Source organism: Sphingomonas sp. BL-S-25 (assembly GCF_055521555.1).
Genome location: NZ_CM145486.1, coordinates 4,101,474 through 4,115,074 on the forward strand (window position 1 = coordinate 4,101,474; position 13,601 = coordinate 4,115,074).

Here is a 13,601-nt window from a genome sequence, read left to right on the forward strand (position 1 = left end):
CTGGTGACCATGGGGGATGTCAGTTCCGAACCGTCGATGGAGGAGATCCTCTCGTCGATCAAACGCATCATCGCCGAGGAAGGCGATGCGGCGACCGGAGCACGTTCGCGCCGCCCGGCGGCCCCCGGCATCGCACCCCGCACGGAGGCACCGCGCGATCCCAGTTCGTCGATCCTGGACGAGGTGCTGGAGCTCAACCAGCTGGTCGAGGACCGGCTGAAACCCGCACCTTTGCCGATCGGATCGGCGGCGTCTGCCGGCGAGGCATCGCGCCGCAGCGGGCCCGACCCGATCCTGTCCGATCGCGTCGCCGAGGCCAGCCGCGTTCCGCTCGAGGCGCTGTCGCGGATCGCGGTGAAGCCCGACTCGGCCGGTGCGATGACGCTGGAGGAGACCGTGCGCGAGATGCTGAAGCCGATGCTGCGCGACTGGCTCGATCAGAATCTGCCGCAGATCGTCGAATCGATGGTCGCCCGCGAAATCTCGCGCATCACCGGGCGCTGACCCCGGCCCGGACGACCGGGCCGTCTTGTATCAATCGTCACCATCTGCTTGAACCGCAGGTCATGAAGCACTTCCTGCTCGCGGGCGTCGCGCTCGCTTTCGCTGCCGCCCCCGCCGCGGCCCGTGACCTGACCATCGAGGATGTCGCCCAGCTGTCGCGCGTCGGCGCGCCGGTGGTCTCGCCCGACGGCCGCTGGCTCGTCTGGCAACAGCGCGAGACCGACCTTCCGAACAATCGCGGCCGGTTCGACCTGTGGAAGCTGGACCTGAACACCAAGGGCGCAGCCCCCGAAAAGCTGGTGGCGGAACCCGACGTCAACGAGACCGGTCCGCAATTCGGTCCCGACGGCCGCGTCTATTTCCAGTCGGACAAGGGCGGCACCGACATGATCGCGTCGGTCGCCATCACCGGCGGCCCGCAGACGGTGCTGGTCACGCCGCCCGGCGGTTTCAGCGGCTTCAAGCTGTCGCCCGACGGCACCCGCGCGCTGGTCTGGGCCGATCGCAAGCCGGGCGCGCCGACGATCGAGCCGGCAATGGTCAAGAAAGACGCCAATGCCGGGTCGGCGCGCGTCTATGACAAGATGTTCGTGCGTCACTGGGACACCTGGTCGAACGGCGACCGGTCGCAGCTGTTCGTCGTTCCGCTGAACGGACAGGGCAATGCGGTACCGCTCAGCGGATCGCTGGATGGCGACACCCCGTCCAAGCCGTTTGGCGGCGGCGAGGAGCTTGCCTGGTCGCCCGATGGCAAGACCGTCTATTTTGCGCTTCGCGAGGCGGGGCGGATCGAGCCGCTGTCGACCAATCTCGACATCTTCTCGGTGCCGGCGGACGGATCGGCCGCGCCGGTCAATCTGACCGCCGACAACGATGCGACCGACACGCTGCCGGCGGTATCGCCCGACGGCAAATGGCTCGCCTGGGCGGCGATGAAGCGTCCGGGCTATGAAGCCGATCGCCAGGTGCTGATGCTGCGCGAGATCGCCACGGGCAAGGTGCGCGCGCTGACCGAGGGCTGGGACCGTTCGGTCGCCTCGATCGCCTGGTCGCCCGACAGCCGCAAACTCTATGTGACCGCGCAGGATACGCAGGAAGAGCCGATCTTCTCGGTCGATGCGAAGAGCGGCAAGGTCAGCCGGCTCACGCAGGAAGGCGTGGTCTCGGCGGTCGTCCCGACCAAGAAGGGCGTCCTCTATTCGATGAACAGCCTGCTGGCGCCCGACGATTTCTACAGCCTGTCGGGCAAGGCGCCGGTTCGGCTGACCCGGGTCAATGCCGCGCGGCTACAGGGGATCGACCTGCCGACCGTAAGCCGGTTCAGCTTCCCCGGTGCCAATGGCGACACGGTGTGGGGCTATGCGGTGAAGCCGGCGTCGCTGAAGGAAGGGGCGAAGGCGCCGATCGCCTTCATCGTCCATGGCGGACCGCAGGGATCGAGCAACAACAGCTGGTCCTATCGCTGGAACCCGGCGGTGTTCGCCGGTGCGGGCTATGCCGTCGTCTCGGTCGATTTCCACGGCTCGACCGGTTACGGCCAGGCCTTCACCGACGCGATCAACAAGAATTGGGGCGGCTGGCCTCTCGAGGACCTGCAAAAGGGCCTTCAGGCCGCGACCGACAAATATGGCTGGCTCCAGGCGGACAATGCCTGCGCGCTCGGCGCCTCCTATGGAGGCTATATGATGAACTGGATCGAGGGCCAGTGGCCCGACCGGTTCAAGTGCATCGTCCAGCATGACGGCGTGTTCGACGCGCGCGCGATGGCGTACGAGACCGAGGAGCTCTGGTTCGACGAGTGGGAACATGGGGGCAAGCCCTATTACGAGGCGGCCGAGGAATATGAGAAGTGGAACCCGGTCCACCATGTCGCCAAGTGGAAGACGCCGCAGCTGGTGATCACCGGCGAGAAGGACTTCCGCATTCCATACACGCAGGGGCTGGCTGCCTTCACCGCACTCCAGCGCCGCGGCATCGAGTCGCGGCTGGTCGTGTTCCCCGACGAGAACCACTGGGTGCTCAAGCCGAAGAACTCGATGCAATGGTACAGCGAAGTGCTTGGCTGGCTCGACAAGTACACCGGCACCGCCAAGTGACCTGAGGCCGGGCCCGGCGGAGCATGGCTCGGCCGGGCTCGCGGCAGTCACCCTTTGCGCAACCCTGTTCTCCGGCGAAGGCCGGAACCCAGTCGGGAGAGAAATCGAACGGCTACTGCGCTGGCCGATGAGTGCGGCTCATATTACCACCACCTTTGGCCGTTCATTCGATCGGTCGCGCCGGAAGCGCCCTTCCATGGATGAAGGAAGCTTCCTCCAGCGGATGACCGAAGGTGGTGGAAAGCGGACGTCCCGTTCGCGTGCGGCGATCTCGTCAGCCACCTTTGCCGACGTGAGATAGATTCGCGGGCGCGGGTTGGTCTCCAGGCAAATGCTGGCAGTGGGCCGCTGAGAGAGCTCTCTCCCAGCTCTCGTACTGTTCGGAATTCTCCGGTGGAGAGGAGCGGCAGATCTCTGGCTCTCGCCTGTGGCAGCCTGAGGCCAAAATTAGCGCCACCCCTATGAACGCAGCGGATAACCTTTTCATCCCAGCAGTGTCACATGCGGCCCGGTGCAGCGGCAAGTGGGTGGAAAGCGGAAGGGTAGCTCTATACCCCTATCGCCGCGAGCACCGCCGCTGCCGATGCGTGGAAGCGCAGGTCTTTGCCAAGTTTTTCGCAGATAGCAGCAGCGACTTCTTTCGTTCGCGCGGATGTATCGCGTAGCTGGCAGCTCAATTCAGCAGTATATTTTTCTGAGTTAAGAACGCGAATGACGAGAGTTTGAGCCCACCAAGGACAGGTTTTAGAGAGTGAAGGTAGGGCCGCCAATAAACCTGTTACATACGGCGATATATCGAACGACTCAGCAGTGTGAAGTATTGACCACATGCCATCTTGATCGCCACTCTCGTTAAGAAGCGTCAGGATTGGTGAGATTATGCATGGGTCCGAATGTGTGAGCAGGGGCAGGAGCGCTTCATCGATCTCCAACGCAGTCCCGCCATCAGCTATCACCCGCCGCAGATTGCTGAGTTCGTTCTGGAGCATGAGCCCAATTTGCCCCGAAACATGAATGACCGCAACTGGGGCGGGAACGGACATGCCGTTTTCCTCCGACGGCCTTGGTTGGACGCTTAAGGATGTCCGAAAGAGCAGCGAAATCGAACGGCCACTGCGCTGGCCGGTGAGCGCGGCTCAGCCTTCCGCCTCGATGCTGTCGAGGATCTTTGCGCCTGCCATGAAGACGGCGATCGGGCAGACGAGGAACAGCAGCCAGCCGCCATAGCCGGGATAGCGGTCGAGATAGTGCATGCCGCGCTCGACCGCGCCCGTGCCCAGGCCGTAGATGACCAGATAGGCCTCGAACTTGGTCTTGATGGTGAACAGGCGGCCGATCTTGTTAAGCATGATCACTGCCTAGCAAGCCGCGGGCCAGTTACGGTTTTCCGCCGAATCCGGCCGCCCGAAGATGGTTACCTGTCAATTAACTCGACAGTTCCGAGCGTTTCCAGCAGCGCGCAGCGCGCCGCCTCGATCCGGCCGATCAGTGCCGGATCGCCGATCTCGTCCTGGCGGATCGCCTCGGGCCAGTGCGCCTCGACCACCGAAGCGATCGTATCCAGCCTGGCGGCATCGACGAGGAAGCGGGGATCGACGGTGGCCGGGTCCGCGACGACGCGCAGCCTGAGACAGGCGGGGCCGCCGCCATTGGCCATCGACTGGCGGACATCCACGACCTCGACCCGGCGGATCGGGCCGTTGCCGGCGACATGGTCCTGCAGCCAGGACCATACGCTTTCGGTCTCGCGCGCCTCGCTCGGCACGATCAGCGCGGTTTCGCCTGAGGGCAGGGTCACCAGCTGGGCATTGAACAGATAGGATCGGATCGCGTCGGCCAGGCTGACCTTCGCGGCGGGCACCTCGACGATCTCGGCCTCGGCAAAGGCGGCGCGCAGGTCGCGGTAGAAGCCGTCGCGGTCCTCGAATGCCTGCTCATGCGCGAACAGCACGCGGCCATTGGCTACCGCAACCACGTCATTGTGGAACGCGCCCGCCGCGATCGCCGCGTCGGACTGCTGCACCAGCAGCGTGCGCGCCGGGTCCAGGCCGTGGCGGCGGACGATCGTCGCGCTGGCGTCGAAATGCTGGCGCGCGGGAAAGGCGCCGCCGGCGAGGCCATAGACGAAGATCTCGACGCCGGGCGCATCGTGGCTCGTCGCCAGGCGCATGTGATTGGCCGCCCCCTCGTCGCCGAACGGGGCGGGGACGGGGCCGTGCACGACGAAGGCCGGGTCGGCAAAGGCGATCCGGAGCTGCGCCAGCGTCTCGGGCCATTCATGGCTGCGATGCGGCATGGTGATCAGGTTGGCGACGCTCAGATGGCAGCGGCCATCGGCGGTGTCGGCTGCGGGCGACACGGTGGCGGCGTTGGCCGCCCACATGGCCGAGGCGGACAGCGCCTGCGCCCGGGTGTGCGGCGCTGCCTGGTCGTAGCGGGTGGCGAGGCTGGCGAGCCAGCGATGATCGGGTCGCGCGTGCGGCAGCAGGATGCCCTGGGTCAGCCCGAGCGCCAGATTGGCGCGCATCTTGGCGATCCCCTGCAACGCCGCCGCCCGCGGCTGCGAGACGCCGCCGCGGTTCTTGGTGGCGGCTAGGTTGCCGGGGCTGAGGCCCGCGTAATTATGGCTCGGGCCGATGATGCCGTCGAAATTGATCTCGGTGATCATGCGGCGATCCCCGTCCCACGGACGCAACGCGCTCCCCTCCCTGGAAGGGAGGGGTTGGGGGTGGGTAGGCCCGCGAGGTTCGAAATACCGGCCACCAATCCGAAGTCCGACAGTAACCCACCCCTGGCCCCTCCCTTCCAGGGAGGGGTGGAGCGCTGACAGCCGGTCTCACCGCGCGACATGCGTCACCTCGCTGCCCGGCTCGACCCCCAGCGCCTGCGCGCTTGCCGCATCGATGGTCACCCCGTCGTCGCCGACACTCACGGTGCCCTGCGCCACGCGGAAGTCCGCCAGCCGTCCGACCGACACCAGAGCCGCGCTGCCGCCCTCGCCGATCTCGACCACCTTGGCCGTCTGCGCCTCGCGGATCGTCTTCACCTGGTTGGTGCGGGCGGTCATGGTCGGGCCGCCGTCGAAGATGTCGATATAATTCTCGAAGTGAAAGCCTTCGCCCTCCAGCATCCGCATCGCGGCGCGGCCGCTGGGGTGGGGGAGGCCGATGACCGCGCGCGAGGTCTCGGGTAGCATCGCGGTATAGACCGGGTGCTTGGGCATCAGGTCGGCGATGAACTGGTTTCCATGGATCGCATTGAACTGATCGGCTTCCTGGAAATTCATCCCGAAGAAGCGGCCGGCGACGCCGTCCCAGAAGGGCGAGCCGCCACCCTCGTCGATCACGCCGCGCAGCTCGGCCAGGATGCGGTCGGCAAAGCGCTCGCGGTGATTGCGGATGAACAGATAGCGGCTGCGTGCGAGCAGCAGCCCCAGGCCGCCGGCACGCTCGCCCGGGTGGAGGAACAGGCCGCCCACCTCGCTGCACCCGCCCAGATCGTTGGTCAGGTTCAGCAGTTCGGACCGGAAGGTGCGGTTCAGCTCCTGGCTGTACTTGGTGTCGATGCCGATGCGGTAGCTGTAGAAAGGCCAATGCTGGCCGACGCGGGTGAAGATCTGGCAGGTGCCGCGGACCTCGCCCGTCTGGCTGTTCTCCAGCATCAGCACGAACAGCTCGTCGGTCACGCTCTCGTCATCGCGCGCGAACGAGGCGGCGCTGCGCTCCAGTTTCGCGCTCAGCGACTTGCGGTCGGGCGGCAGGTTGGTGAAGCCGCCGCCGGTCAGCTTGGCCATCTCGTACAGATGCTGAAGATCGTCTTCGCGCGCGGCGCGGATGATGAAGGTCATTAAAGGCCCCGTTCGGCTAGTCGCAGGATGGTGAGTGCCGACAGCGCGGCGCGCTCCGGCAGGCTCTCCGGGATCAGATATTCGTCGGGCGAATGGATCGCGCCCCCGCGCGCGCCCATCGTGTCGACCACCGGTACGCCGCACGCGGCGATATTGTTGCCGTCGCACACGCCGCCCGAATCCCGGGTGGCGATGTCGAGGCCCAGGTCGGCGCCGACCCGCTTGACCAGCGCGAACAGCTTTTCCGCGCCCGGGTCGATCGGCTTGGGCGGGCGGTTGAAGCTGCCATGCACCTCGATCCGGACGTCGTGCTTGGTCGCGACGATCGCCACGGCGGTGTCGATCGCGATGCGCGCGCGGGTGATGGCGGCGGCATCGCGCGGCCGGAAATTGACGCGCAGGATGGCGAGATCGGGCACGACATTGTTCGGCCCGCCCCCCTCGATCCTCGCCGGGTTGACCGCGAGGCCGGGCGAGCGCGCCTCGGCCAGTCGCAGCGCCAGATCGGCCGCGGCGACCAGTGCATTGCGCCCCTCCTCGGGATTGCGGCCGGCATGGGCGCTGCGCCCGCGCACGATCAGCGAGAAATTGCCGGTGCCGCCGCGTGCGCCCGCCAGCGTGCCGTCGGGCAGGGCGGCGGGTTCGTAGGTCAGCGCGGCATGCTTGCCCCGCGCACGATCGGCGATCAGTGCGGCGGACGAAAAGGATCCGGTTTCCTCGTCCGAATTGATCAGCACCTCATAGCCGATGCGTTCCGCCAGCGGGCTCGCCTCGATTGCTTCCAGCGCGGCGAGCATCAGCGCCAGCCCGCCCTTCATGTCGGCGCATCCCGGCGCGTTCCAGCTGCCGTCCTCGCGCCAGCTGCCGCTCTGGAACGGGTGATCGGCGCCATAGACGGTGTCCATATGGCCGGTGAGCAACAGCTGGAGCGGAGCGTAGGGGCGAACCGCCAGGTGCAGGTGCCGGCCATGATCCAGCGCCTGGACGTTGCCGTCGGACAGGACGCTTTCGACCGGCGCGGGATCGACCAGGGCCAGCGTACCGGGCAGGACCGAGAAACTGTCCGCCAGCATCGTCGCCAGCGTCGCCAGGCCGTCCAGGTTTCGCGTGCCGCTGTTCACGGCGACCCAGGCCTGTGTCCTCTCCATGATGGGCGCCGCGCCGACATGGTCGATCGCGGCGGATTCGATCGCGCTTATCGCATTCATGACGCGTCCTAACGCGCCCTGCGTCAGAAATCCACGACGAGCGCGGCGCGGCTGGTGGTGTCGGTGGACACGCGCCCGAACGGCGGCGCGCTTTCATATTGCATCGTATAGGACAGCTGCGCCGAGAGCGGGCCGATCAGCTTGGCCAGCAGCGCGGACTTGCTGGTGACGGTGCTGTTGGCCTTTTGCAGATAGGCGGAGGCGTTCTGGCGCACCGTCAGGCCGGGCGACAGCTTCCAGTCGACATCGACGCTGCCGCGCGCCGCGGGGTAGCTTTCGATCACCCCGTCGGTGAATCGCGTGTGCCGGAATGCCGGGCCCAGTTCGAGATCCAGCTTCAGCCCCTGTTTCTTGATCGCGCTGTAACCGGCCCCGGTCGATACCGAGAAACGGTCGTAAAAGCCCAGGAACCGGTCGCTTTCATATTGGGCGGACCCATAGAGATAGGCGCGCTCGTCGAACTTCCAGTTCGGCTCATAGGCCGCCAGATAGCGCTCGCGGTTCACGATCCCCAAGCTCTCCTGGTAATCGGCCTGCAGCTTCACCTTGTGGCGCCATTCCAGCCCCTCGCGGCGCAGGTCGATCACCGCGGTCACGCCGACATTATTGGCATTGCCGGTGGTGACATAGGCGCCCAGCTCGGCACGGCCCTTGACCAGATCGAACACGCCCGCGTTACGGATCCGCTGCATGCTCTTCTCGCGCCGGTCGTTGCGCCAGTCGGTGGCGATGCGCGCGATCGCGTCGCCATGTTCGGGCACGGCGTTGCGGGCATATTTGACGATGGTGTTGACCTCGGCCTCGTTGCCCGACGCCATGGCGGCATCCAGCATCGCCTTGATCGGCTCCGGGATCGGCTCGGGATCGCCCTCGGCATTGGCGAGGAGGAGCGGGAGGGCCAGGAGCAGGGCGCGCATGGGTTCTCCGTTAACGCGACATCGGGGCACGAAAAGGGCGCGATCAGCGCGCTTCGGCGGCAAGTGCCTCAGCAAAGACGGACAGAAGCTCGGTATAGAGCTGACGCTTGAACGGAACGATCAGTTCGGGAAGTTCCCGAGGATCGACCCAGCGCCATGCCCGGAATTCGGGATGCTCGGTCGCAATGTTGACGGCGTCATCATCGCCCAGGAAGCGGAACAGGAACCAGCGTTGCCGCTGCCCGCGCCATCTGCCTTTCCACACCTTGCCGATCAGATCGTCGGGCAGGTCGTATCGAAGCTCCTCGGGCGCCTCCGCAACCAGTTCGACCAGTTCGGCCGCGACCCCGGTCTCCTCCCACAGCTCGCGGACCGCGGCGTCATGCGCAGTCTCGCCCGGGTCGATCCCGCCCTGCGGCATCTGCCAGGCCTCGATCGTCGAATCCATCCGCTGGCCAACGAATACCTGTCCGTCGCGGTTCATCAGCATCACGCCCGCGCAGGGGCGATAGGGAAGCGAGGCGGGGTCGGTCATGGCGGTCGCCTTACCCTTTCGGGATCGCAAACGAAAGAGTCCGGCGCAGGTGGCGGGCCATTTCTCAACGGCTTACCAGCGACACTGAGTGCGCCTACATTGGCCGGGTGATCCCGATCGTTCACCATCCGGCCTATGTCGCCCCGGCGCCGTCGCGCAGTCCCTATCAGTGGAACAAGAACGGACTGGTGCGCGACCTGCTGCGCGCCCGGGGCGATGTCTTCGAATGGCATGAGCCCGAGGCGATGCCGCGGCACTGGCTGGAGGCGACGCACGATCCCGACTATGTCGCCGAGGTGATCGAGGCACGGGTGCCGCCGCAAAAGGCGCGCCGCATCGGCTTTCCCGTCACGCCGGAGGTGGCGCTGCGCGCGCAGATGGTGCCGGGCGGGACCTGGCTGGCGGCGCTGCTGGCGCTCGAGCGCGGCTATGCCGCCAACAGCGCTGGCGGCAGCCACCATGCGCTGGCCGATACCGGCGCCGGCTTCTGCGTATTCAACGATCTGGCGCTGACCGCCGTCCGGCTGGTCGAGCAGGCGGTGGTCGACCGCGTGCTGATCGTCGATTGCGACGTGCACCAGGGCGACGGCACCGCCGCGCTGACCGCGGGCCGCACCGACATCGCCACCTATTCGATCCATGCCGAGAAGAATTTCCCGGTGCGCAAGGCGGTGTCGACGCTCGACATCGGTCTCGCCGACGGCACCGGCGACGACGCCTATCTGACGACGCTGGCCGACACGCTGCCGCCACTGGTCGCGTCGTTCGAGCCGGACCTGATCCTCTATCAGGCGGGGGTCGACCCCTATGCCGACGACCGGCTCGGCCGGCTGGCGCTCAGTCGGGAGGGGCTGGTCGCGCGCGATCGCTGGATCGGCAGCTTCTTCGCCCGGCGCGGACTGCCGATCGCGAGCGCGCTGGGCGGCGGTTATGGCCAGGACGCGATGGAGGTCGCCGAGCGGCATGTCGCCTCGATCCTGGCGCTCGCGGACGGCATTGCCGAGGGGCGCGCGGCCGTCGCCGGGCAAGCTTTGCAAGTGTGAAGGAATTTTCCTACGGTGCGACCAACGCGCCGCAGGGTTTGAAGAGCGCGAGCACGCACGCAGGGGAGGAGCCAATGGCCACCGCCACGCATATGCTGACGCCCGACGAAGCTTCCGCGGATCCGCCGCCCGAAGCGATGGTGGTCCGCTTCGCCGGGGACTCGGGTGACGGCATGCAGCTGACCGGCGGCCAGTTCACCCTCTCCACCGCGCTGGCCGGCAACGACCTGGCGACCTTCCCCGACTTTCCTGCCGAGATCCGCGCGCCGCAGGGCACCTTGTTCGGGGTTTCGGCCTTCCAGATCAACTTCGGATCGACGCAGATCGATACCGCCGGCGATGCGCCCGACGTGCTGATCGCGATGAACCCCGCCGCGCTGAAGACCAATATCGGCGTGCTGAAGCCCGGCGGCCTGATCATCGCCGACGAAGGCGAGTTCGGCCAGCGCAACCTCGACAAGGCGCGCTACGCCGCCAATCCGCTCGAGGACGGGTCGCTGGCGCAGTGGCAGCTGATGCGGCTCGACATCTCGCAGCTGACGCTGGAAGCGGTGAAGCCGTTCGGCCTGGGCAACAAGGAGGCGCTGCGCTGCAAGAACATGTGGACGCTGGGGCTGGCGCTGTGGATGTTCGACCGCGACCGGCAGCCGATCGTCGAGTGGCTAAAGGCCAAGTTCGCCAAGGCGCCGCAGCTGGCCGAAGCCAATATCGCCGCGTTGAACGCCGGCCATGCCTATGGCGAGACGGCCGAGCTGGCCGGGCCGATGCGCCGCCATCATGTGCCCGCCGCTCCCGCCGAGCCCGGCCTATACCGGACCGTGACCGGCGCGGAGTCGCTCTCACTGGGTCTGATTGCCGGCGCGCAACTCGCTGATCTCAAGCTGTTCTTCGGTGGATACCCGATCACGCCGGCCTCGGCGATCCTCCACACGCTGTCGCGCTACAAGGAATATGACGTCACCACCTTCCAGGCGGAGGACGAGATCGCCGCGGTCGCCTCTGCCCTGGGCGCTGCCTATGCCGGGACGCTCGGCGTCACCTGTTCCTCGGGGCCGGGCATCGCGCTGAAGGGCGAAGCGATCGGGCTGGCGATCATGACCGAATTGCCACTGGTGATCGTCAACGCCCAGCGCGGCGGCCCGTCGACCGGCCTGCCGACCAAGACCGAGCAATCCGACCTGTATCAGGCGGTCTATGGCCGCAACGGCGATGCGCCATTGCCGGTGCTGGCAGCGCGGTCCGCCGCCGACTGTTTCGACGTCGCGATCGAGGCGGTGCGGATCGCCACCCGGTACATGACGCCGGTCATGCTGCTGACCGACGGCTATATCCAGAATGCGGCCGAGCCGTGGAAGGTGCCGGACATGAGCAGCTACCCGCCCTTCCCGGTGCATCATCGCACCGAGGCGCCGATGGAGGGCGAGCGGTTCCAGCCCTATGCCCGCGACGATCGACTGGCACGTCCCTGGGTCAAGCCCGGCACGCCCGGCCTGCTCCACCGCATCGGCGGGATCGAGAAGGCGCAGGGGTCGGGCAATATCGATTACTCCCCCGCCAACCATCAGGCGATGACCGACCTGCGCGCCGCCAAGATCGCCGGGATCGACGTGCCCGACCAGCAGGTTGAACTCGGCGAAGCGAGTGGACGGCTCGTCGTTATCGGCTGGGGCTCGACCTATGGCCCGATCCATCAGGCGGTCCGGCGCGCCCGGCGGCGCGGGGTGGACGTGGCGCATGTCCATATCCGGCATATCTGGCCGCTGCCGAAAAATCTTGGCCCGTTGTTAGCGGGTTATGAGCGGGTGCTTGTTCCCGAAATGAACAAGGGGCAGCTGAAGACTCTGCTCCGCGACCAGTTTCTGATTGCTGCACGACCGTATAACAAGGTGTCGGGCCAGCCCTTCACCATCGCCGAGATCGAGGCGGCGATCGAGGAGGCACTGGCATGAACGAGATTACGCCCGTCCGCGCCAGCAGCCCCAAGGACTGGGAGACCGACCAGGAGGTGCGCTGGTGTCCCGGCTGCGGCGATTATGCCGTGCTCAAGGCGGTCCAGCGGACGATGCCGGAAATCGGCGCGACGCCGGAGAACACGGTGTTCGTCAGCGGCATCGGCTGCTCGTCGCGCTTTCCCTATTATATGGAAACCTATGGCCTCCACACGATCCACGGCCGCGCGCCGGCGGTCGCGACGGGGGTCAAGCTGGCCAATCCCGAGCTCGACGTATGGATCATCAGCGGCGACGGCGACGCGCTGTCGATCGGCGGCAATCACACGATGCATTTGTTGAGACGGAATCTGAAATGTCAGTTCCTTCTCTTTAACAACGAGATCTATGGCCTGACCAAGGGGCAATATTCGCCGACGAGCCGCGAGGGCACGCGATCGCCCTCGACGCCGTTCGGATCGGTCGATCGCCCGGCAAAACCCTGCGCCTTCGCGCTGGGCGCCGGTGCCCGTTTCGTTGCGCGCGGGATCGACGTGCACAAGGGACTACCAGCAATCCTGAAGGCGGCGCATGCGCATCCGGGCACCGGATTTGTCGAGATATTCCAGAATTGTATCGTCTATAATGATGATGTGTTCGAATCTTTCACGGCAAAGCCGAATGCTGCGCTGAACCAGCTCTGGGTTGCACATGGCGAACCTCTGTTGTTCGCCGGTGGGGCGAAGGGCCTGGCGCTCGACCCCGGCACATTGTCGCTGCGCGTGGTCGATGTCGTCGATGGCGCGTGGCAGGCGGCGGGGGTGCTGGTCCATGACCGCACCAACCGCATGATCGCGCATCTGCTGGTCGAGATGGAATTCGGGCCGTTTCCGATGGCGCTGGGCGTGCTGTACGACGATCCGGCACCGACCTTCGAAAGTGCGGTGGTCGCCCAGAACCGCGCGGCGAGCGAGGGCAAGGTCGCCGACCTGCAGAAGCTGGTGTCGAAGGGGCAGACCTGGATGGTCGAGAAGGAACCTCGGGCGGAGTGATCGGGATTAGAAAAAGGTGATGCTCGCACAAAGACGCAAAGGCACAAAGAGGGGCTGTGGAAACGGAGATCGAACAGCTTGCACGCGTGGCGGTGGATTGCGGGTTCAAGCTTCATGAGGCCTTAGGGCCTGGCTTGCTGGAATCGGTTTATGAGGTCTGCATGTTTCACAGCCTTGTCGAGCGCGGTCTCAGCGTCGAGCGGCAGAAACCAGTGCCCATTCGCTTTCGTGGCCTGTTGATCGAGGAGGGCTTCCGCGCCGACCTTCTGGTGGAAGGCAGGTTGCTGATCGAGTTGAAGTCAACTGAGGCACACGCTCCCGTTCACGCCAAGCAGGTGCTGACCTATCTCCGCCTGCTCGATCTCCCGCTGGGGCTCCTCATGAATTTCGGTGCTCCGACCTTCAAGGACGGCGTCCGACGTCTCGGGAACAACTATTTCGCGCCCCAAGGGTGAACTTCTTCGTGTCTTT

Annotated in this window: 13 protein-coding genes; 6 read left to right on the forward strand and 7 right to left on the reverse strand. The window is 66.1% G+C overall.

All coding sequences use genetic code 11. The annotated features are described in order from the left end of the window. The first annotated feature begins 9 nt into the window (after positions 1-9). Together ACZ1H8_RS19810 and ACZ1H8_RS19815 are read left to right on the forward strand one after the other, a co-directional pair. Positions 10-504: a DUF2497 domain-containing protein gene (locus tag ACZ1H8_RS19810; RefSeq protein ID WP_465181433.1), complete on the forward strand. Its 495-nt coding sequence runs from the start codon at positions 10-12 to the stop codon at positions 502-504. A 62-nt stretch (positions 505-566) separates the two neighbouring features. Next, positions 567-2,600: a S9 family peptidase gene (locus ACZ1H8_RS19815; protein ID WP_465178936.1), complete on the forward strand. Its 2,034-nt coding sequence runs from the start codon at positions 567-569 to the stop codon at positions 2,598-2,600. 548 nt (positions 2,601-3,148) lie between these two features. Here ACZ1H8_RS19815 and ACZ1H8_RS19820 read toward each other — a convergent pair. The 7 genes from ACZ1H8_RS19820 to ACZ1H8_RS19850 all read right to left on the reverse strand — a co-directional run bounded on the left by ACZ1H8_RS19820 (position 3,149) and on the right by ACZ1H8_RS19850 (position 9,107). Continuing rightward, positions 3,149-3,643 (reverse strand): Imm30 family immunity protein, encoded by a 495-nt coding sequence (locus ACZ1H8_RS19820; protein ID WP_465178937.1) that lies wholly within the window; start codon positions 3,641-3,643, stop codon positions 3,149-3,151. A gap of 93 nt (positions 3,644-3,736) precedes the next feature. Then, positions 3,737-3,949 carry a hypothetical protein gene (locus ACZ1H8_RS19825; RefSeq protein ID WP_110151733.1) on the reverse strand — a complete coding sequence of 71 codons (213 nt, stop codon included), beginning with the start codon at positions 3,947-3,949 and terminating at the stop codon, positions 3,737-3,739. Between the two features lie 65 nt (positions 3,950-4,014). Next, entirely contained in the window at positions 4,015-5,268 is a 1,254-nt protein-coding gene (locus ACZ1H8_RS19830; RefSeq protein WP_465178938.1) for an N-succinylarginine dihydrolase, read from the reverse strand. Positions 5,269-5,436: 168 nt separating this feature from the next. Continuing rightward, entirely contained in the window at positions 5,437-6,447 is a 1,011-nt protein-coding gene (locus tag ACZ1H8_RS19835) for an arginine N-succinyltransferase (protein ID WP_465178939.1), read from the reverse strand. Then, on the reverse strand, positions 6,447-7,655 hold the full coding sequence (locus ACZ1H8_RS19840; protein WP_465178940.1) for a hydrolase: 1,209 nt from the start codon (positions 7,653-7,655) through the stop codon (positions 6,447-6,449). Before ACZ1H8_RS19840 ends, ACZ1H8_RS19835 begins: the two co-directional genes overlap by 1 nt. Positions 7,656-7,678: 23 nt before the next feature. After that, complete coding sequence (locus ACZ1H8_RS19845) at positions 7,679-8,572, reverse strand: DUF481 domain-containing protein (RefSeq protein ID WP_465178941.1); 894 nt, start codon at positions 8,570-8,572, stop codon at positions 7,679-7,681. A 43-nt stretch (positions 8,573-8,615) separates the two neighbouring features. After that, entirely contained in the window at positions 8,616-9,107 is a 492-nt protein-coding gene (locus tag ACZ1H8_RS19850) for an RNA pyrophosphohydrolase (protein ID WP_465178942.1), read from the reverse strand. Between the two features lie 107 nt (positions 9,108-9,214). Between ACZ1H8_RS19850 and ACZ1H8_RS19855 the strand changes: the two genes are divergently transcribed. From ACZ1H8_RS19855 to ACZ1H8_RS19870, 4 genes are all read left to right on the forward strand, one after another. Then, positions 9,215-10,150 carry a histone deacetylase family protein gene (locus ACZ1H8_RS19855; protein WP_465178943.1) on the forward strand — a complete coding sequence of 312 codons (936 nt, stop codon included), beginning with the start codon at positions 9,215-9,217 and terminating at the stop codon, positions 10,148-10,150. Between the two features lie 74 nt (positions 10,151-10,224). Further along, positions 10,225-12,099 (forward strand): 2-oxoacid:acceptor oxidoreductase subunit alpha, encoded by a 1,875-nt coding sequence (locus ACZ1H8_RS19860; RefSeq protein WP_465178944.1) that lies wholly within the window; start codon positions 10,225-10,227, stop codon positions 12,097-12,099. Then, complete coding sequence (locus tag ACZ1H8_RS19865; RefSeq protein ID WP_465178945.1) at positions 12,096-13,130, forward strand: 2-oxoacid:ferredoxin oxidoreductase subunit beta; 1,035 nt, start codon at positions 12,096-12,098, stop codon at positions 13,128-13,130. The genes ACZ1H8_RS19860 and ACZ1H8_RS19865 overlap by 4 nt, the downstream gene beginning before the upstream one ends. 56 nt (positions 13,131-13,186) lie before the next feature. Continuing rightward, positions 13,187-13,585, forward strand: coding sequence for a GxxExxY protein (locus tag ACZ1H8_RS19870; RefSeq protein WP_465178947.1), 399 nt, complete (start codon positions 13,187-13,189; stop codon positions 13,583-13,585). Positions 13,586-13,601 lie beyond the last annotated feature (16 nt).

Coding starts and splice junctions, on each gene's coding strand:
- ACZ1H8_RS19830 (WP_465178938.1), bottom strand. CDS start 5,268: ATGATCACCGAGATCAATTTCGACGGCATCATCGGCCCGAGCCATAAT.
- ACZ1H8_RS19815 (WP_465178936.1), top strand. CDS start 567: ATGAAGCACTTCCTGCTCGCGGGCGTCGCGCTCGCTTTCGCTGCCGCC.
- ACZ1H8_RS19850 (WP_465178942.1), bottom strand. CDS start 9,107: ATGACCGACCCCGCCTCGCTTCCCTATCGCCCCTGCGCGGGCGTGATG.
- ACZ1H8_RS19835 (WP_465178939.1), bottom strand. CDS start 6,447: ATGACCTTCATCATCCGCGCCGCGCGCGAAGACGATCTTCAGCATCTG.
- ACZ1H8_RS19860 (WP_465178944.1), top strand. CDS start 10,225: ATGGCCACCGCCACGCATATGCTGACGCCCGACGAAGCTTCCGCGGAT.
- ACZ1H8_RS19865 (WP_465178945.1), top strand. CDS start 12,096: ATGAACGAGATTACGCCCGTCCGCGCCAGCAGCCCCAAGGACTGGGAG.
- ACZ1H8_RS19810 (WP_465181433.1), top strand. CDS start 10: ATGGGGGATGTCAGTTCCGAACCGTCGATGGAGGAGATCCTCTCGTCG.
- ACZ1H8_RS19820 (WP_465178937.1), bottom strand. CDS start 3,643: ATGTCCGTTCCCGCCCCAGTTGCGGTCATTCATGTTTCGGGGCAAATT.
- ACZ1H8_RS19845 (WP_465178941.1), bottom strand. CDS start 8,572: ATGCGCGCCCTGCTCCTGGCCCTCCCGCTCCTCCTCGCCAATGCCGAG.
- ACZ1H8_RS19840 (WP_465178940.1), bottom strand. CDS start 7,655: ATGAATGCGATAAGCGCGATCGAATCCGCCGCGATCGACCATGTCGGC.
- ACZ1H8_RS19825 (WP_110151733.1), bottom strand. CDS start 3,949: ATGCTTAACAAGATCGGCCGCCTGTTCACCATCAAGACCAAGTTCGAG.